Below are 18,843 nucleotides of genomic sequence, written 5' to 3'. Positions count from 1 at the left end.
TTTTTAATTGATTATTTCATTCCTGTTCTTTCAAAGTTGTAAACAACTCTTACATTTTCTCCGTCAAAAGGAATATTTTGTTCTAATGAGAACTGATCTGTCGTTTGATTTGTCAGCGTTAAAGTATACCCTGCAGTATTTTGCTTAGCTTTAGTACCGTCAGCAATTTTTTTAAAGTTAAAAGTATTTCCGCTTACTACATCAACTTTGATTGGTTGATTAAATCCTGCTCCACATGTACCTCCTCCATTTACAGTATAAGCTCCAGTCCAGTTATTTGGAATCAATCTCCAGTGACTTCCCACAAAACATTGTGCATCGACACCATCATCGAAAGGTTTGATTTTAAATTTCTTATCGTAATCAATGCTTACGATTTGCCAGTCTCCTTTCATTTTAAGGAATTCGGATCTCTGATTTTGGGCTGTTTTAGCGTTATTAACGGTGGAACACGACACTGCAAATAGTGCTGTTCCCAACATCCCTGCAAGTAGTAACTTTTTCATTTTGTTGTTTATTATTTTTGTTACCATTAAAGTTACAAAAAACCGTGCCAAAATTCACAAATAAAAATAAAAAAAGTCCGAAAATTTCGGACTTTATATGGTTCAACCTTAATTTCAGGAAGATATGTTATTTTTTAACACCCTTTTTTACGGATTTTTTAGCCTCTTTTACAGCGCCTGATTTTCCGTTATAAAAATTAGTGTAAGCGTATTCTGCGGCTTTCTTTACATCAATTACACCTCCAGCCTGAGAAAAATCTCCAAACTGATTGGTTGTACTTACGTTGCTTGATTTTACTAAAGATTCAATGATCTGAGCCGGTGTTAAAGTTGGCATATAAGCTAATAACACAGCAGCAGCACCCGCTACAACCGGAGAAGCCATTGAAGTCCCTTGAAGATATTTATACTCGTTATGAGGAACGGTAGAATAAATTTGTTCACCCGGAGCAAAAACGTTTACCATTTTCTTGTTAAAGTTCGAGAAACCTGCTCTTAATGCATCATTATTATTTGTACTCGCTCCTACAACCAAAACGTTATTTACAAAAGGTTTTTCGTCTGTTACGTTCTTAAAGTTTGTAGGATAAGCTAAATGTTCTGCAACATCTTCGTTTTCGTTACCCGCAGCTTTCACCAAAAGAACTCCTTTATCCTGAGCATATTTAAATGCATCCCAAACCACAGTTTTTCCTGGAGAAACTGGTTTACCAAAGCTCATATTTAAAACTTTAGCACCGTTATCAACAGCATATCTAATGGCATTAGCAACATCTTTATCTCTTTCATCACCGTTTGGAACCGTTCTTACAGACATGATTTTAGCCACTTTTGAAGCTACTCCATACTGAACTTCTTTTCCGTTTGGAAGACCAGCGATGATACCTGCAACGTGAGTTCCGTGCATTGCATCCGGACCTTCGTAGTGATTATTTCCGTAATTTTTTTCAGAATAATCATCATAGTTATCTCCTACAATTTCTTTTCTAGGATCGTAACTAAGATCGTATTGTTTTGCCTGAGGGCCTACTTCATCAAGAGCTTCTTTCATTTGCTCTTTCATTGTTTTTTCAAACTCTGCAGGAGTTTTTCCTTTGAAATCAGGACTTTGGGCAACTTGAGTTAAAATTTGTATCGCAATGGCATCTTTTTGCTCGGAAGGTTTAATAGTAGCAACATTTTCTGCTGTTACATTTTTCCCGTTCAGCAATCTTACCATATCAGGAATCAAATCATTGATCATGGTGTAAGTTTGTGCACCTTGTCTAGCTTCAACGCTTTTCTTGGCAAACAATTCTTTGGCCTTCATATACATTGCAAATTCTTCAGGCATTTTAGCTTGGTTTGCTTTGTTTTTCGTAGAATCGTCTCCTTCAAAAACCGGCTTGTATTTTGCAACAACTCTGGTTACTTCCATATTGTCTACATCGATATCTCCATTTTTACCACCGATGAAATTCCATCCGTGAACATCGTCGATATATCCGTTTCCGTCGTCATCTTTACCGTTGTTTGGAACCTCGTTTGGATTTGACCAGATGTTTTTCACCAAACCAGGGTGATCTACCTGAACTCCACTATCCAAAACTCCGACTACAACCGTTTTTGGCTTAAGACCTTTAGACTCTAGAAATTTATATGCATTTTCTGTATTTACACCGTATACTTTTGAAGTACCGAAATCTTTATGATACCAAGTCATAAGATCTTTATCCTCTTTCGGACCAACGCCAGCTTTTGCTTCCTGTGCGTAAGAAAAACCGAATCCCACTAAAAACACAGCAGCTAATAATACCTTTTTCATGCTAGTATGATTGTTTAATATTTTTAATATAAGTCAAAGATTCCGGTCCTTTGTTACAAATTAAGTCCAAAATTGATAAATCCTTTAAAAATCCAAGCTTATCCGAGAAGGTTTGATAATATTCATCCATCTCGAATTCTGAAGGAAGTTTTGCTGAAAATTTATCTCTGAAATTAATTTCTTCCGGAATTTTGATATATTCTTTATTCAAAGAGTGTGCCTTTTCTGTCTTAAGAATTTGCTGAACGATTTCAAGTCCTTTCAAATTAAAATCTAAAACATATTTTTCTTTTAAATCGAATATTTTCCTGAATTTATCTTCATAAAATTCGAAATAAGGCGAACTTTGATAAGCTGTTTTAATGGATTTCCAATGAAGTGTTCTCCAATCTTCGCGATGAGAAATTTCAATATCTTTAAACGCTCTGCTTCCGTTATGAGCAATAGGAATGATTAATGATAATTTCCCGTTTGCACCATAAATATTGGCTCTATTTCTGTACGTTTGCTTTGGAAAGCTTTCAAACTGTTCAAATAAAATTTCATTTTCAGGATTTAAAAACACTGAAAACCAAGAGATTGACGGCAAATAAAAAGCCGGTAGTAAAACATTCTTCATATTCATAATACAAAAATGAAGTATTTTTTCAAATACTTCATTCTATTTCTAATTTATTTTAATTTTTATAAATCGTCTTCTGTTTTTTTCTTCTTGAATAATTTCATAAAATATTCCCAACCGAAGAATAAAATAAGTATCATTGCAGCAATCCACCAGTACGAAGTTTTGTTGGCTTCACCTGTATTTGTTGCTTTAAACATTCTATCCCAACGAATTTTGAATGGTGCCTGATAAGAAGAACTCGCATCTTTAAATGCTCCCTGCAAACTCATCCAAGTAAACATCGGCTTTCCAACGATATTCTCTTCAGGAACGAAACCAAAGAACCTTGCATCCAAAGACGCATCTCTGTTGTCTCCGACCATCATATAATAATCCTGCTGAATTGTATACTGGTTGGTTTCTTTTCCGTTGATGAAAATTTTTCCATTTTTATTTTCCAGTTTATTATTTTCATATTTAGAAATAATCCACTGATATTCCGGTAAAGTTTCCTGATTGATTGTTACCACATCCCCTTTCTTAGGAATTTTTAAAGGTCCGTACCAATCCTGATTCCATGGTTTGTTGATCGGGAAAATAGACTGAGTTGTGTCGATACTTTTTGTGTAAGCTGTTTTATCCGCATTTAATTTATACGAAATCGTCGCAGAATCTTTAGGATAAATATTTTCCTCCATGCTTATAACATTTGGCAAAGCTTTGATCTCTTTAGCCGTTTTGTCTGTAAGACCTTGGAACATATACACAAACCCCTTGTCACCCTGCATTTCTCTTACCGGCAAGAATCCATAAGTGTTATATAAACTTGGAATATCTAATTGCGTTCCCGTATTTACCGTGTAAGCGTGCTGAACTTCCTGATCTCCCAAAACAGTTTCCGGTTTTCCGTTTACAAAAAGTCTTCCGGCTCTCATTTCGAAAGTATCGCCTGCAACAGCAACACATCTTTTTACATAAGGATCTTTTCTGTCGATCGCTGTATGCACAGAATCCTGAGGATAGTTGAAAACAACCACATCATTTTTCTGAGGTTTATTGAATTGTAAAATTCTTGAATAAGGTAATTTTACAGCATCAACATAAGATTTCGGATCATCTTTCGGGTTTCCTTTTTCTCCCGTGTCCATGATTGTCCCTTGTAAGAAAGGAATGGCTAAGGGACGCATCGGAAGCCTGTAACCATAGCTCCATTTGTTTACAAAAAGAAAATCACCTACCAATAAAGTTCTTTCCATAGATCCTGTCGGAATTCCGAAAGGCTGTGTAACGAAAACGTGGATAATGGTTGCAAAAACAACTGCAAAAGTTACTGATCCTAAAAAAGAATCTTTCTTTTTGGTATTTTTTTCTTCGTCGGTTAAGAACAATTCATTTTCATCTTCTAACTCTACATCTTTTCCATAATTTACCGTTGCCATGTAAATAAACGGAAGAATTACCGTCAATAACTGATCTTTGAAAAGTGTTTTACCGAATTTTTTCATTAAATATAAATGAAAAACAGACATCATGATTGGTCCTACGATCGGCAAATAAGATAAAATTGCCCACCATTTCGGATGTTTTGTTTCTTTTAAAATAATGAAATAATTGTAGAAAGGGATAAAAGCAAATAACGGGCTATATCCTAGTTTCTTGAACAGCTTCCAAGTGGAAATCCCCATCAATACAGATAAAATGAGAACGTAAACTGTATAAGTTAAAAAATAATTCATAAATTTTTGTGCCTAATCTATAATATGTGTAATTGGTAATGAACAGTGAGTAATATTTTAATGCTCATTATTTCTTACAATTAGTTCGCAATGTAGGAAATTTGTTACAAATTAAAGTCCCAAAACATCTTTCATTGCGAAAATTCCTTTTTTGTCTTTAATCCATTCTGCTGCGACTACTGCTCCTAATGCAAAACCGCTTCTATTAAAAGCTGTGTGTTTGATTTCAATTTCGTCCACCTCACTTCTGTAAAAAACGCTGTGCGTTCCCGGAACCTCATCTTCACGGATCGCAAAGATACCCAATTGGTTACCTTGCGTTTCTTCTAATTTCCAGGCGTCAAATTTTGGGTTATGTTTAAAAATTCCTTCTGCAATAGAAATCGCCGTTCCGCTAGGCGCATCTAATTTGTGAATGTGATGAATTTCCTCTAACTGACAAGAATATTCGTCGACATTTTTCATTAAATCTGCCAATTTTTCGTTTAAAGCAAAAAATAAATTTACACCTAAACTAAAATTTGAGCCATATAGGAAAGCCGTTTCTTTTTCAACAGCCAGTTTTTCGATTTCAGGTTTCTTTTCCAGCCAGCCAGTTGTTCCGCAGATTACAGGAACTTTATTTTCCAGACAAGCCTTGATGTTTTCGTAAGCCACTTCCGGTAAGGAAAATTCGATGACAACATCAGGATTATTAAGATTTTCAGCAGTTGGGGTTTCTTTTAATCGGGCTACAATTTCATGTCCTCTTTTCGTGGCAATTTCATCGATAATTTTGCCCATTTTCCCGTAACCAACTAATGCTATTTTCATATTTTATATGTTTGTCTGTTTTTTTAACAGCCTAAATTTTATTTAAATTCTTTTTTTTGACGCAAAGGTCGCAAAGTTTTTTCTTGACTACTAAACGTTTTTAAGTACGCAAAGGCGTTCCACTTAACAAAGCCCGCAATCAATTAATTTAACAGAGTTAATTAATTATTTAAAATCTATAACTTAAACTTAAGCCCGTTTTTGGAGGAGTCAATCCATATTGATCCTGAACAACTGTCGGACTGAATGACAAATCCGGATCGTGACGCGCTTCGTATAAATGTGCATCTACAACGGCATCAACAATATTTAAAATATAAATTAACCCTGTGATCGCAATGGCATAATCCCTCTGTCTTTTTGATCTATCCTGTGCGTTTCCTAATGCAACTTTGTCCAGCCACGGATGACTATCGACAAATTCATTAGGTGTTCCATTAAGCTTTGCAATGTAATATTCTCTGTACTTTTTATACTGATTGTCATTCCAAACCGCAATACCCACTCCGGCTCCGACAGCTCCTAAAACGACAGGAACTTTCCAGTATTTTTTATTGTAAACCTGCCCCAATCCAGGCAGTACAGCAGAATACAATCCCGCTTTTGTAGGATTTAGCTTAAAGGTTTTCTTTGTCGGTCCGTTTGCCTTTTCAAGATCTGAAACAATTTTCGCCTCACTCTTGGGTTTTGCTGTATTATTTTTTTCCACAGATACACTGTCTTTCGGATGATGTTCTACCCGAATTGTATCATTAGGATTCACTTGCGAATACGCTACCGCAAACAGACACAGAAAAAATGTGAAAAATATTTTTTTCATTTATTTAATATGAGATAAAATATATTCCAACTCTTCTTCATTTTTGAAGTCCAGAACAATTTTACCTTTTTTACCGGTTCCGGAGGTTTTAATCTCCACTTTTACATCTAAAATATCGGCTATCGTTTTTTGCGCTCTCTTATAATTATTAGAAAGCTCAGCTTTTGCTCTTTTAGCAGCAGGTGATTTTGGATTTTTCAAAGCTGTCGCAGCTTGTTCTGCCTGACGAACATTCAGTTTTTCTTTAATAATTAAATCAAATAAAATTTGCTGATGTTCTTCACTTTCAAGGCTAATTATCGCTCTACCGTGACCCGCAGAAATCTCACCACTTCTAATGGCATTTTGAATATCAGGATTTAATCTTAACAATCTGATAGAGTTGGTGATGGTACTTCTATCCTTACCTACTCTTTGGCTTAAATTTTCTTGGGTAAGACCGATTTCCTCCATCAATCTTTGGTATGTTAATGCAATTTCGATTGCATCAAGGTCTTCCCTTTGGATATTTTCTACAAGAGCCATTTCAAGAAGCTCCTGATCGTTCACCAAACGGATATATGCCGGGATAGACTCTAAACCAGCAAGTTTGCTTGCTCTGTAACGTCTTTCCCCAGATATGATTTCGAATTTTTCACCGTCTTTTCTTAAAGTAATCGGTTGGATTACGCCTAAGTTTTTGATAGACTGTGCTAATTCATTCAGTGCTTTTTCGTCAAAATAAGTTCTTGGCTGGGTCGGATTCGGATAAATATCTTCTATCGAAATTTCTACGATATTTCCTACAAATCTGTCTGCTCCTTCGTCAGTAGCAGAATTGATTGCTTTCGATTCGGCACTCAGAATTGCGCCCAAACCACGTCCCATCGCTCTTTTTTTGTCCTTCATATTTTGTTTTTAGCTTTTAGCTTCCGGCTAATGGCTTTCTAATTTTTTACTAATTTCTCGTTCTTTAACAAAACTTCTTCCGCCAATTGAATATATTGAACGGCTCCTTTGCTTTCAGCATCGTAGTTTAAGATGCTTTCTCCGAAACTTGGCGCTTCACTTAATCTTACGTTTCTGCTGATAATTGTTTCGAAAACCATTTCAGGGAAGTGAGAGTTTACTTCTTCTACAACCTGATTAGACAATCTTAATCTGCTGTCATACATGGTAAGCAACAAACCTTCGATATCAAGATCTTTATTGTGAATTTTCTGAACATTTTTAATGGTATTCAACAATTTACCTAGACCTTCTAATGCAAAATATTCGCACTGGATCGGGATAATTACAGAATCTGCTGCTGTAAGCGCATTCACCGTAATTAAACCTAAACTTGGTGCACAATCGATGATGATGTAATCGTAATTGTCTCTTACACTTTCCAATGCTTTTTTCAGCATGTACTCACGGTTTTCTTTGTCTACCAACTCGATCTCTGCAGCAACAAGGTCGATGTGAGAAGGAACGATATCCAAATTAGGAGTCGCTGTCTGCTTGATGCATTTTTCAGTTTCGACACTGTGCTCCAACAGATTATATGTAGAATACCTTACATCCTCAACTCCCAAACCGGAAGTTGCATTCGCCTGAGGATCGGCATCAATAATTAATATTTTTTTCTCTAATACCCCTAACGCCGCCGCTAAATTTACGGCTGTTGTCGTTTTTCCAACACCTCCTTTTTGATTAGCGATACCTATGATTTTTGCCATTACTAGAACTTTAAGGTTCAAAAATACACTTTTTTCTTTGCTCTTAATGAGTGAAGAAAACCAAATTTGAGTTAAAATATTGTTAATAAGCAATTTAACAATAAAAAAAATTATCCACAAAAAAATTCTTTGTGGATAACTGTTCAAGATTTGTTTTTAAACATTAATTATCAAACTTCATAGATATAGGAAATTTGAAATAGCTTCTTACAGGATCACCTTGTTTATTTTTTGCTGGAACCCATTTTCCACGAATTGATTTAATGGTTCTTACTGCTTCACTGTTGAAGTCTGCATCTGCACCATTAGCTTTAATTCCGGAAATAGTTCCGTCTTTTTCTACAATGAAAGTAATTGTTGTTTTCATTACATCACCAGAATCAAATCCGGATCCGTCGAAATTATTCATCACTTTATTTCTGAATGAGTCTACTCCACCCACGAAACTTGCTTCTACTCCCAAATCATTAGAATCAACAATTTTATTTGGATCTTCTTTAGGTACAACTGTTGGAGGTGCAGTATTAATTACAGGACCCGTTCCAATAGTCGGTGTAGTTGGTACATAAGTATTAGGTGGAGCAGGATCTGCTTTAAAATTATTTGTTAATCCAGCTACCGCGTCATCAGGAATTTCTTCTGTTTTAGTATCAGGAGCATTTCTTGATGGTGTAGGAACAGTATTATCAAAAGTTTTTACCGGAGCAGATGCTGCTGTTGGAGGTACAACCGTTGCTGGAGGTGGTGTATCATCATATTCATCGATAATAATTGGTGGGGGCAATACATATCCTCCTCCATCCACAACTTCAGGAGATTTAAAAGCATTAATTAAAACTGGAGTTAAAGAAATTGCAGCCAACAAGCTCACTCCCACGAAAAGGGCTTTTGTAAGTATTTTGTCTGATTCGTTTCTTAAGACATAAGCACCGTATTCCTTATTTCGGTGCTCAAAAAGAACCTCGTTGAAGCGAAATTCCTGGTTCTGATTTACGTGTTTCATCACTAAAAATATTTAAACTGTTAAAATTTGACGATTATTAGTTCTATAGTTCTTATCGATAAGCATTGTTTCAATATCAAAACATTTGCCAAAATTTTGTTAAAATTTCAATATTTTAAAAATATTTATAATAATATATAAAATTAGCTATGCTAAAAATAGTAACTGCTTATTTATAAGGGTTATATACTTTATTGATCTTCAACAATATTCATCTATTAATTAAAAAAATTCAACAAAAATTAAATTATCGTAAAAACCACATTCCGAAATCGGAAAATCACTGAGTAATTTCTTGTGTACCTGATAGATATTTGTACCATACAAAAAATACAAAAATCGGGGAACGCTGAAAACCGAAACAGAGTAAGCAAACAATCTTAAAAAAACTTATTATGCCAACATTAACTCAAGAAGCAAGATCAAACTCATTAATGAGCATGCTTTTAAAACAAGTTTACGATTCTATTACCAATGGTGGAGATCCAGATTCTATCGGACCCAATGACTTTATCGCATTCGACCCAATCGGGATTACTTTAACTGAAGATACTTTCGATTATGCATTGAATGGTCTTTTCGGAAATGCTCCGGCTCCAAAACCATTATTAGATGGGACAGGAAAACCTATCTTGGACGCCAACGGAAATCCTAAAACAAATCTTGAGGAATTCCAAAACGCTATGAAAGACAGCAAATTCCGTAAATATCTTCAAATGGAACAGTTCTCTGCAATGGTAGATGCGATTCCATCTAACCTACCTCCATTAACGGACAGCGGAAACGGAAGAATGATGACTATTTTCAATGATTCTTCTAAAAGAGTTTCTAAAGTGTATGAAGATCTAATGCAATGGTCTGTGGTAGTCGACACGCCAATGGATCCAAAAGTAGAAAAGAACCTTGAGAAACTGAGAGACAAACTTTTCAAAATTAAAGTTGTAAAAAACCCTGATTTTGATGAAAATGCTCCGGTTGATGACCTTAACAAACCAGAATTGCACCAGACATTCGTTGCGCCAATGTATTCTAAATATATCGAATATCAAATGAAATATTACGATATTGTAAATACCAACAATTCCATAAGAGTAGATGCCGACAATGGAGATCCGGATGCGATGGCAACTTTATCGATCGACGGTAAAAACATGAAAAAAAGAGAAGATGCGGCATTAAAAGCATGGCAGTCTCTTGGTTACAAAGAAGCAGTGGAAAGAATTCAGAATTATTTAAGTGAAATTGAAGAAAAACATATGCTTGTCATTAAAAAACGTCTTCAGTCGGAATTCAGAAACAGCCAGAGAACAAGAGTAATCGACTATATCAACTATTCTCCGTCTATTCCAATTTCTGCCAATGCATTGAAAGAGTCTAAAAACTGGCCGACAATTTCTATGTATGAAGGAAGCGCACACAGCGATTATTCAAAATCAATTCACAACTGGAGCGCAGGAGCAGGATTCAGTATGGGATTATTCAGCATCGGTGCCAGAAATAGCGGAAACACGACAAGAACATCGATGAATACAGACTTCAGCAACCTTAAAATCTCATTTAAACTTGGAAAAGTAAGAGTGGAAAGAGGATGGTTCAGCGAAGAATTTGTTGAGTCTAAATACTGGAAACTTCACGAAAATTCTCCTCAGTCATTGAACGGAGACATCATCAGCGATGGTAAAGGAAAAGGATTAATGCCTATGATCGTTACTGAATTAATCATTGCAAGAGATGTAATGCTTGATTTCAGCGAAAATGCAACGGCTTATAAAGCGGCAAGTACCAAAATCAGCTCTGGGGCTGCTGTGGGAATCGGACCTTTCGTATTCGGTGGAAGCCATAATTATGAAAATCAAAACTCTCAAAGCAATGCAAAATGGAGTGGCAAAAAACTGCAGTCAGACGGAATTTATATCATCGGATACAAATGTCATGTAGTTCCAAAATCTCCAAATCCAAACCCGGACATCAAAGTCTGGACAGACGGGAAATCATAATATCCTTCTCATAATAGAGATAACCGGCAGATATTTTTCTGTCGGTTATTTCAAAAAACTTTAATCTGATTTTTTAATCTGATATTGTTTTGAACGCAAAGATCACTAAGATTTTCTTTAATACTGAACTTTTTTTAGGCTCACAAAGGCGTTTCACTTAACAAAGACCTTGAACCCAAGTTTTAGAACACAACATCACTTCGAATAGATTTTTGAAAAACAATCATATCGAGAAATTGATTTTAATAAAAAGTTCTCGACACATTTTTCTTCATTCCATTACGAAAAAAACTCGAACTGACGTAAAAACTTCAATTGCTGGTTTTACATAAACTTAAAAAAACTGAAAACCCAACAACCAATAACCAGCAACAATCAACTAATAACCAAAAACCAATAGCCATGAAATATTTTGTTGCCGTTTACCAGAAATTGAGAAACATTTACACATCTCAAAGTTCGATGGAAAATGATTTACCGATGATATGTCCTTCTCTGAGAGTATACGAAAATGAAGAATTGGAATTATTAAAACCTCCAAGTTTATTGAATGATGATCAGAAAAAAGCGCTTTCCATCATCAAAAAACAAAATGTGGCGTATGAACTCAACTCCGTTCCGATTTCACCAAATTTTTGGGATCTGAATCCGAATAATGCTTTGTTTGATATTTACAGAGATATTTTAGACAAAAACAGTTTAAAAAATTTAGAGGAAAGTTTAGATAAAGTGGTTGCCAGTCAGAGTACTATTTTATTTGATGCAAAAGGAGCTGATACAAAAGAGCTGAAAGCATATAAAAAATATCAGACCGCATATGAAACAGCTGTCAATAATGTTGCAACTCATCTCGAATTATTTGACGGATTGGATACTGATGAAGAAAAAACGAACTGGAACGATCAATTAATCACACTCAATAACCTGAAAGCGCTTGCTTTTTCTGAATGGAAAGTGAAAGGCAGCAAAGATTCAATTGAAAAAGAACTATCAAGAGTTAATAAAAATTCGGATGCAGATTTGTATCTCACGATGGCTCAAAATGCAAAAAACACTTTTGAAGCTGCGGAGAAAACCGATGTGATCAACAATTCTTCGATTCATGATATCAATTTCATCCCTTACGATTTTATGGAAAACGAATCGGGCTGGAATAACATGAGACTTGAAAAAGCTGAACTGGAAAGTTTACACAACGAAGCCAAAAGTTCCAACGAAAATCTGCCTACAGAAATTCTTTCGATTGATTATGATGAAAGTGTGATCCAAGCAGTGGAGTTCGATTATTCATTTGTTCATTTAAAAAGAAGCTGGTTTAATAAAAACTTTATGCTTTCCGAAATGTTCGAATGGAAAGAACCTAAAAAAATATCTGATGGACAGACAATTTCCAGCGATTTTAAATTATCTGCATTTCCAAAAACGATGATGCTGATTAAAAATTTAAAAATCGTTCTAGACCCTTCCATCACCAACGATACTGTAAATAACCCAAATCAGTTGATTTATTTCGGTCCGTTGATTATGAAACAACAGCTTTTCGTGAACAAAGCCAATAATCAGAAATTCCTGAAAGCGGTTACCAACGTGAGAACCATTAAATCTGACCAATTAAACACCTTAACCCGAAAAACAGCAACATTAGACGCTAAAATTTCTGTGCCGGAAGCAGTACCACAACCTGTCGCTCAACCTGTGACAGAAACCCCGAAAGTGAATCCTGTTTTTAATAACAAAATAAACATGGGAATGATGGGAGCAGTTCGAACAATGCGACCTGTTACACCTGTTGTAACACCTGTTCAGCCTCAACCAACTCCCGTAAAACCCGTAACGCCAGTTATTGGAACGCCAATAAGAGTTCCCGGAATTTTTGTTCCGATCAAAGTTCCGATTCCGACACAGCCAACCGCAGCGAGTGTGCAGTTTAAAGTTTTCGATAAAATAAATAACGATCCAATTTATAAATGCGCCATTTCCATCAAAGGAACAAACAATAACAGGATTTTCGAAATTGAAACCAACGAAATCGGAATGATCAGCCAAATGATTCCGGTCGGAGAATACAGTATTGAACTAAGGGTCGATGACTACGCTGTTTTGAACCAGAACTTTAGCGTTACAAATACGAATCCTCTGAATCTGGAATACCGACTTCAAAGAGAGGAAGTGAAATTTAAATCGTTCTTTTTGATTGGAATGATTTGTGAGAGAATGCCGAGAATTCCTGTGAATTAATTGTCTTCTTTGTCTTGAAACAAAAGAAGCAAAAATTGCCTCCATAAAGTCAGCGAATATTATTTCAAGGCTTGGAATCTTTTCAATTAAATTGATTTTTAATAAATATTAAGTTTGCCATTCCGTAGGAATCTAAGCAAAGTTTTTAGAAATTATTATGGAAAGATTCGAGTCTGGATTCCTACGGAATGACAAACTTGATGTCTATTTTTTTTAATTAAATACACCACACTTAAATTCAAAATAACCCAAAAAAACCAACAGCCATGAAACTTTTAAAATATTATACAAAATCGCCGGAAGTCACTACGCTTTGTGAGCTTCTTTATAAACAAGGATATAACATCAAAATTTCAGATTCCTTTTCTTTGGAAGTTGATGCAGCCGTGAAGGATTTTCAACGAAAAAATTCTTTAGTGGTAGATGGAATTGTCGGAATGAAAACTTGGACGGTTTTGCTACAGAAAAGTTCTGCTCCGGCTCCTACAAATTCTACGGATAAATTTTTAAAGGAAAGTGATTTAGTGAACTTCGCGAATCAGTATTCTTTGGAATTGGCAGCTGTAAAAGCTGTGAACGAAATTGAAAGCAGCGGAAAAGGATTTTTATTGAATAACAAACCTAAAATTCTATTTGAAGGTCATATTTTCTGGAGTGAACTAAAAAAACGTGGAATCGACCCAAATACTTATTACAATGCCAATCATAAAGATGTTCTGTATCCGAAATGGACGAAAATTTATTACCAAGGCGGCGTAAAAGAGTACGACCGGCTGAATGAAGCTATGACTTTGGGCACAGATCCGAAATTTAAAGATGCAGCGTTGTCTTCCGCTTCGTGGGGAAGCTTCCAGATTATGGGGTTTCATGCAAAACCGCTTGGTTATACAGATGTCGCTGATTTTGTTGCTAAAATGGAAATCAATGAAGGGGAACACCTGAAAGCCTTCGGAAAGTTCCTTGAGAAAAACGGGCTTTTAGTTCATTTAAGAAATAAAAGCTGGGCAAATTTTGCAAAAGGCTACAACGGTGGCGGCTACAAACTCAACAAATATGATGAAAAATTAGCCAAAGCCTATGCTAAATATTCTAAAAATTAATTAACCATACCTGTTGTGCATTTTGAAAAACTTTAATATTGGATTCGTCAATTCGAGTGTTTTTTCGTAACAAAGTGGAGAAAAAATGTATCGAGAATAGATTTATCTTCAAAATTACAAACTTCTCGATACGATTTTTTTCAAAAATCTACTCGAAGTGACGAAGTATATCAAAATGCACAACGGGTTAACCATATTTAAACAAAAAGAGACTATCAAGCCGACAGTCTCTTTTTATTTTATTTAAAAATTCCTTAGAATAATTCTTTTCTGATAATGTTTTGGCTTCTTTCCGGACCAACAGAAACTAAGTAAACGTTGATTCCTAAATACTTCTCAATAAACTCGATGTATTTCTGAGCGGTATCAGGAAGTTCATCGTAGCTTCTTGCTTTTGTAATGTCTTCTTTCCAACCCGGAAGATCCTGGTAGATGGGTTCGTAGTTGTACAATTTTTCTGTTGAAGAAGTGAAATAATCGATGATTTTTCCGTCTTCAGTTTTGTAATGTGTAACTACTTTTAGGTTTTCAATTCCTGTAAGAACGTCTAATTTCGTGATTACTAAGTTATTGATCCCGTTAATCATACAAGCGTGCTTCAAAGAAACAAGGTCTAACCAACCTGTTCTTCTTGGTCTACCTGTCGTAGCTCCGAATTCACCACCGATTTGTCTGATGCTTTCCCCTAATTCGTTGTCTAATTCTGATGGGAAAGGTCCGTTACCCACTCTAGTACAGTATGCTTTTGCAACACCGATCAAGTTTTGAAGTGATGTTGGTGGAACTCCTGCCCCTGTACAAACCCCTCCTGTAGACGGAGAAGATGAAGTAACGTACGGATATGTTCCAAAGTCGATATCAAGCATCAAAGCCTGTGCTCCTTCGAATAAAACATTTTTACCGTCTCTGATTGCTTCGTTTAATTCCAGTTCCGTATCAACGATTCTGTCTTGAAGCTGTCTTCCGATTTCTAAATATTCGTTGTAAATTTCTTCAACGTCTAATGTCGGTTTTCCGTAATATTTTTCAAAAAGAGAATTCTTAATTTTTAAGTTTTTCTCGATTTTGTCTCTTAAAATTTCAGGATTCAGAAGGTCGATCATTCTGATACCCACTCTTGCAATTTTATCTTCATAGCAAGGTCCGATCCCTTTTTTCGTCGTTCCGATCTGCGTTCCTCCGTGCTCTTCTTCACGGTAAGTATCCAAAAGAATGTGGTAAGGCATGATAACATGCGCTCTTCTGCTGATGAAAATGTGATCAGTTTTCAAGCCTTTGCTTTCGATCTGATTCACCTCCTTAATGAAAGATTTAGGATTTACCACTACTCCATTGGCAATGATACACTTCCCTTTGCACTGAAGAACTCCCGATGGAAGAAGGTGCAAAACGAATTTCTCTTCACCCACATAAACCGTATGACCAGCGTTGTCCCCTCCTTGGAAACGTACAACGTAATCCGATTTTGCCGATAAAACATCCGTGATTTTTCCTTTACCTTCATCTCCATACTGAAGACCTACAACTACGTAAGTTGACATATTTTACTTTTATTTTAGATTCATGCAAAATTACTTTTAAAAAATTGGGTGAGCAAATTTGAGGGGGATTTTATTTTTGAGTGGGTGGAAATCATGGGGTTGAAATATTATTTTTATATTTGAAATCCATGAAAACTAAAATATATAAAATGGCTAAAATTAAATATGACTATTGTTTTTTCACAACAGAATTAGGCGATTTTTTTCTTCTAAATACGGAAAAAGATGTTGAGAATATTGAAATTTTCAAAAACATTATCTACATAAAACAACTTGAAAATAGCTTTACTACAGGTATTAAAATTCCCGAAAATAAAATATATAAATTATTGGGGAATCTATTTAAAATTGATCACAAGGATATTTTTCAAGATGTTCTTAGATATAATTTAGTACAATATTATAAAACGCCAATTTATTTATGGTCAGCATTAGATACTTATTTAAACAGAGAAAATGTAACAGTTTTAGAAAGTTTAGTAGAGTCCGGGAAATTTCCAGAATACAAACTATATGAAAATCCTTTTCTATTTAAAATATTTAATAGATAAATATGAATAATTCTAGTAACAAAAATATTGAAGAAAATTTAAATTCAATTGATTATAATTATATAAACTTCATTCATACTGAAACACAAACTTTAGGAAATTATCTAATTTGGATTTCTACTATAGTTATTCTTCTTAGTACGAATATAATCTCAATATCAGAAGTAGAATTTAATGGTCTTAAAATAGAGATAAAAAAAGAATATATTTCTTATATCCTTTTTGTGATTAACTCTTATTATTTTATACGCTTTTATTATCTTTTAAATTTTGATAATTTAAATTTTAAAATGCCGCAACAAGTTGATTTAATAATAAATGAAGCTAAAGAAAAGATAAAATATTATTCTTTATTTATTTTACAATATAAAAATGATATTACTAGAATTGCAAATCAAGCAATAAATATTCATGACGAAGAAATAGATGAAAATATAAAAAATGCTAGATTAGAAGTTTTAAAAAATGAGATTACAAACTTACAGGATCAAATCGAGGATAATTTCAGTTCTATTAACTATTTTTCAGAATTACTGGAAAAGACTGAAAGAAAATTAGTTTTGGGAAATAAATATCTAAAAAACAACAATTTAATAAATAATCACTTCCCAAAATTGATCTTTATAACATCTTTATTGGCCGTTTTATGGAGTTTATTTAAATTGATTTTCTATTGAAATATTATAAATCTATTTATTGCTTCAATCTCCTCCAAAAACGCCCCATCATGCGAAATCACCACCAAAGTTCCATGATAATCCTTAATAGAGTTTGTCAGAATTTCCACATTTTGAAGGTCTAAATTATTCGTCGGTTCATCAAGAATAATCATATCAGGTGCTTTATTGCTGATGGAAAGTCCGCACAGCAGCAATCGCAGGCGTTCTCCGCCACTCAGAACATCGCATTTTTTGTCCCAGGTTTCCTTTCCGAATAAAAATCTTGATAATAAGGTTTTCACTTCAGATTCCTGCATCGCATTATCGTTGAATTGTTGGGCAAAATCATAAACTGTTACCTGTTTATCAATCAAAGAATATTCCTGATCAATATAAATCGTCTGAAAATCGGATCTCGAAATAGTTCCGACAGAAGGCTGCAAATCTCCTAACAAAAGCTTAATTAAAGTCGTTTTCCCTGAACCATTCGAACCTTTAATCGAAATTCTGTCACCACTTCGGATTTCAAGATTGAGGTTTTCTTTCCAAAGATTTTCTTCATCATATTTAAAATTAATTTCCTCCGCCGAAATCAGAATTTTCCCGGAATGTAGATTCGAATCATTAAAATTCACCTTCATCTGATCAGCATTTCTCACCGACGAACGCAAATCACGCAAATCACCAGAAATATCATTGATTTTCTCGGTATGAACGGATTTTAATTTCGAAGAATTTTTCTCGGCATTATTTCGTAACGTATTCATCATAATTCTTGCGACACCTGATTTTTCCTGCTTTCCTTTTCCTCTTGCATCGAGTTTTTGCTTTCGTTCGATCGTTTCTCTTTCCTTTTCTTTTGCTTTTTTCAGCGCCCGTTCTTTGGAATGAATATCGTTTTGCAGGGCTTCATTCTCAATTTCTTTTTGTTCGGCATAAAAATCATAATTTCCGCCATACGTTGAAATTCCCTGATTACTCAGTTCAAAAATGGTATCCACCAAATTCAGCAAAGTACGATCATGACTCACAATCACAACCGTTGAACTCGTTTTTTCAATAAAATCATACAACAGATTTCTACCTTCCAGATCAAGATGATTCGTCGGTTCGTCCAATAAAATAATTTCAGGTTGATTGATTTGAATTCCCGCCAGAAAAACCTTTGCTTTTTGTCCGCCACTCAAGCTTTCGAGTTTTTGATGTAAATCTAAATTTTCGAGTTTCCAATATTGTAACGCCTGTTGACAACGTTCTTCGATGTCCCAATCGTCATTCAACGTTTCAAAATAAATTTCATCCACTTCTCCACTCGTAATTTTTTGAAGGGCTTCTAGTTTTTTATCGATTTTCAAACATTCCGCAACTGTTAAATCATTAAAATTTCCAAACATCTGCGGAACATAAAAAATTTCACCTTGAATATTGACATTCCCTTCCAAAGGTTCAATTTCATTCGCCATTATTTTCAGGAAGGTAGATTTTCCCATGCCGTTGCTACCGACCAAAGCCGATTTTGAGTGTGATGGTATCGTTAAGTTGATAGAATTAAATAGCAGATTTCCCGCCGGAAACCCAAAGGATATATTGTGTAAAAAAAACATGATTTCTTTCTGTAATTAAAGTTAAAACTGCAACAACATTTTCTGTTATTGTTATTAAATCTGAAAGAAACTGTATCCTACATCCTGATGTTTTGGGTTTTGTGAGTCGCAAAGATAGTGATTTTAAATATTTTTTGGAGCTTTTTCCCGCTTTCCGTTGCAATCTT

At 34.8% G+C, this 18,843-nt stretch carries 16 protein-coding genes; 5 read left to right on the top strand and 11 right to left on the bottom strand.

What is annotated here, in order from left to right:
• Positions 1-11 precede the first annotated feature (11 nt).
• From ACKX2A_RS17305 to ACKX2A_RS17265, 9 genes are all read right to left on the bottom strand, one after another.
• Complete coding sequence (locus ACKX2A_RS17305) at positions 12-506, bottom strand: hypothetical protein (protein WP_415326182.1); 495 nt, start codon at positions 504-506, stop codon at positions 12-14.
• A 127-nt stretch (positions 507-633) separates the two neighbouring features.
• Positions 634-2,310 (bottom strand): S8 family serine peptidase, encoded by a 1,677-nt coding sequence (locus ACKX2A_RS17300; RefSeq protein ID WP_415326181.1) that lies wholly within the window; start codon positions 2,308-2,310, stop codon positions 634-636.
• A 1-nt stretch (position 2,311) separates the two neighbouring features.
• Entirely contained in the window at positions 2,312-2,935 is a 624-nt protein-coding gene (locus ACKX2A_RS17295) for a WbqC family protein (RefSeq protein ID WP_415326180.1), read from the bottom strand.
• Between the two features lie 59 nt (positions 2,936-2,994).
• Positions 2,995-4,650 carry a signal peptidase I gene (lepB, locus tag ACKX2A_RS17290; RefSeq protein WP_415326179.1) on the bottom strand — a complete coding sequence of 552 codons (1,656 nt, stop codon included), beginning with the start codon at positions 4,648-4,650 and terminating at the stop codon, positions 2,995-2,997.
• A gap of 111 nt (positions 4,651-4,761) precedes the next feature.
• Positions 4,762-5,463, bottom strand: a complete 702-nt coding sequence (dapB, locus tag ACKX2A_RS17285) for a 4-hydroxy-tetrahydrodipicolinate reductase (RefSeq protein WP_415326178.1) — start codon at positions 5,461-5,463, stop codon at positions 4,762-4,764.
• Positions 5,464-5,632: 169 nt separating this feature from the next.
• Positions 5,633-6,283 carry a DUF5683 domain-containing protein gene (locus tag ACKX2A_RS17280; protein ID WP_415326177.1) on the bottom strand — a complete coding sequence of 217 codons (651 nt, stop codon included), beginning with the start codon at positions 6,281-6,283 and terminating at the stop codon, positions 5,633-5,635.
• Positions 6,284-7,171 carry a ParB/RepB/Spo0J family partition protein gene (locus tag ACKX2A_RS17275; RefSeq protein WP_415326176.1) on the bottom strand — a complete coding sequence of 296 codons (888 nt, stop codon included), beginning with the start codon at positions 7,169-7,171 and terminating at the stop codon, positions 6,284-6,286.
• A 38-nt stretch (positions 7,172-7,209) separates the two neighbouring features.
• On the bottom strand, positions 7,210-7,983 hold the full coding sequence (locus ACKX2A_RS17270; protein WP_415326175.1) for a ParA family protein: 774 nt from the start codon (positions 7,981-7,983) through the stop codon (positions 7,210-7,212).
• Between the two features lie 163 nt (positions 7,984-8,146).
• Positions 8,147-8,986 carry an energy transducer TonB gene (locus ACKX2A_RS17265; RefSeq protein ID WP_415326174.1) on the bottom strand — a complete coding sequence of 280 codons (840 nt, stop codon included), beginning with the start codon at positions 8,984-8,986 and terminating at the stop codon, positions 8,147-8,149.
• A gap of 395 nt (positions 8,987-9,381) precedes the next feature.
• On the opposite strand from ACKX2A_RS17265, the gene ACKX2A_RS17260 reads away from it, so the two are divergent.
• The 3 genes from ACKX2A_RS17260 (at position 9,382) to ACKX2A_RS17250 (ending at position 14,321) form a co-directional block, all read left to right on the top strand.
• Positions 9,382-10,983, top strand: coding sequence for a hypothetical protein (locus ACKX2A_RS17260; protein WP_415326173.1), 1,602 nt, complete (start codon positions 9,382-9,384; stop codon positions 10,981-10,983).
• Between the two features lie 402 nt (positions 10,984-11,385).
• Positions 11,386-13,221: a hypothetical protein gene (locus ACKX2A_RS17255; RefSeq protein WP_415326172.1), complete on the top strand. Its 1,836-nt coding sequence runs from the start codon at positions 11,386-11,388 to the stop codon at positions 13,219-13,221.
• Positions 13,222-13,487: 266 nt separating this feature from the next.
• Positions 13,488-14,321 carry an N-acetylmuramidase domain-containing protein gene (locus ACKX2A_RS17250; RefSeq protein WP_415326171.1) on the top strand — a complete coding sequence of 278 codons (834 nt, stop codon included), beginning with the start codon at positions 13,488-13,490 and terminating at the stop codon, positions 14,319-14,321.
• A 254-nt stretch (positions 14,322-14,575) separates the two neighbouring features.
• Here the strand turns inward: ACKX2A_RS17250 and ACKX2A_RS17245 are convergent, their stop codons facing one another.
• Positions 14,576-15,862, bottom strand: a complete 1,287-nt coding sequence (locus ACKX2A_RS17245) for an adenylosuccinate synthase (RefSeq protein ID WP_415326170.1) — start codon at positions 15,860-15,862, stop codon at positions 14,576-14,578.
• A 149-nt stretch (positions 15,863-16,011) separates the two neighbouring features.
• Between ACKX2A_RS17245 and ACKX2A_RS17240 the strand changes: the two genes are divergently transcribed.
• Both ACKX2A_RS17240 and ACKX2A_RS17235 read left to right on the top strand, forming a co-directional pair.
• On the top strand, positions 16,012-16,413 hold the full coding sequence (locus tag ACKX2A_RS17240) for a hypothetical protein (RefSeq protein ID WP_415326169.1): 402 nt from the start codon (positions 16,012-16,014) through the stop codon (positions 16,411-16,413).
• A gap of 2 nt (positions 16,414-16,415) precedes the next feature.
• Positions 16,416-17,090: a hypothetical protein gene (locus tag ACKX2A_RS17235; protein WP_415326168.1), complete on the top strand. Its 675-nt coding sequence runs from the start codon at positions 16,416-16,418 to the stop codon at positions 17,088-17,090.
• Here the strand turns inward: ACKX2A_RS17235 and abc-f are convergent.
• Complete coding sequence (gene abc-f, locus ACKX2A_RS17230) at positions 17,084-18,676, bottom strand: ribosomal protection-like ABC-F family protein (RefSeq protein WP_415326167.1); 1,593 nt, start codon at positions 18,674-18,676, stop codon at positions 17,084-17,086. The two genes, ACKX2A_RS17235 and abc-f, sit on opposite strands and share 7 nt — an antisense overlap.
• Positions 18,677-18,843 lie beyond the last annotated feature (167 nt).

The sequence above is a fragment of the Chryseobacterium sp. MMS23-Vi53 genome, from assembly GCF_047651245.1.
GTDB lineage: Bacteria > Bacteroidota > Bacteroidia > Flavobacteriales > Weeksellaceae > Chryseobacterium.
This window is presented reverse-complemented; position numbering and strand designations above follow the sequence as displayed.

Excerpts from the sequence above, each read along its gene's own strand:
- ACKX2A_RS17305 (WP_415326182.1), bottom strand. The coding sequence starts at position 506 with ATGAAAAAGTTACTACTTGCAGGGATGTTGGGAACAGCACTATTTGCA.
- ACKX2A_RS17300 (WP_415326181.1), bottom strand. The coding sequence starts at position 2,310 with ATGAAAAAGGTATTATTAGCTGCTGTGTTTTTAGTGGGATTCGGTTTT.
- ACKX2A_RS17295 (WP_415326180.1), bottom strand. The coding sequence starts at position 2,935 with ATGAATATGAAGAATGTTTTACTACCGGCTTTTTATTTGCCGTCAATC.
- lepB (WP_415326179.1), bottom strand. The coding sequence starts at position 4,650 with ATGAATTATTTTTTAACTTATACAGTTTACGTTCTCATTTTATCTGTA.
- dapB (WP_415326178.1), bottom strand. The coding sequence starts at position 5,463 with ATGAAAATAGCATTAGTTGGTTACGGGAAAATGGGCAAAATTATCGAT.
- ACKX2A_RS17280 (WP_415326177.1), bottom strand. The coding sequence starts at position 6,283 with ATGAAAAAAATATTTTTCACATTTTTTCTGTGTCTGTTTGCGGTAGCG.
- ACKX2A_RS17275 (WP_415326176.1), bottom strand. The coding sequence starts at position 7,171 with ATGAAGGACAAAAAAAGAGCGATGGGACGTGGTTTGGGCGCAATTCTG.
- ACKX2A_RS17270 (WP_415326175.1), bottom strand. The coding sequence starts at position 7,983 with ATGGCAAAAATCATAGGTATCGCTAATCAAAAAGGAGGTGTTGGAAAA.
- ACKX2A_RS17265 (WP_415326174.1), bottom strand. The coding sequence starts at position 8,986 with ATGAAACACGTAAATCAGAACCAGGAATTTCGCTTCAACGAGGTTCTT.
- ACKX2A_RS17260 (WP_415326173.1), top strand. The coding sequence starts at position 9,382 with ATGCCAACATTAACTCAAGAAGCAAGATCAAACTCATTAATGAGCATG.
- ACKX2A_RS17255 (WP_415326172.1), top strand. The coding sequence starts at position 11,386 with ATGAAATATTTTGTTGCCGTTTACCAGAAATTGAGAAACATTTACACA.
- ACKX2A_RS17250 (WP_415326171.1), top strand. The coding sequence starts at position 13,488 with ATGAAACTTTTAAAATATTATACAAAATCGCCGGAAGTCACTACGCTT.
- ACKX2A_RS17245 (WP_415326170.1), bottom strand. The coding sequence starts at position 15,862 with ATGTCAACTTACGTAGTTGTAGGTCTTCAGTATGGAGATGAAGGTAAA.
- ACKX2A_RS17240 (WP_415326169.1), top strand. The coding sequence starts at position 16,012 with ATGGCTAAAATTAAATATGACTATTGTTTTTTCACAACAGAATTAGGC.
- ACKX2A_RS17235 (WP_415326168.1), top strand. The coding sequence starts at position 16,416 with ATGAATAATTCTAGTAACAAAAATATTGAAGAAAATTTAAATTCAATT.
- abc-f (WP_415326167.1), bottom strand. The coding sequence starts at position 18,676 with ATGTTTTTTTTACACAATATATCCTTTGGGTTTCCGGCGGGAAATCTG.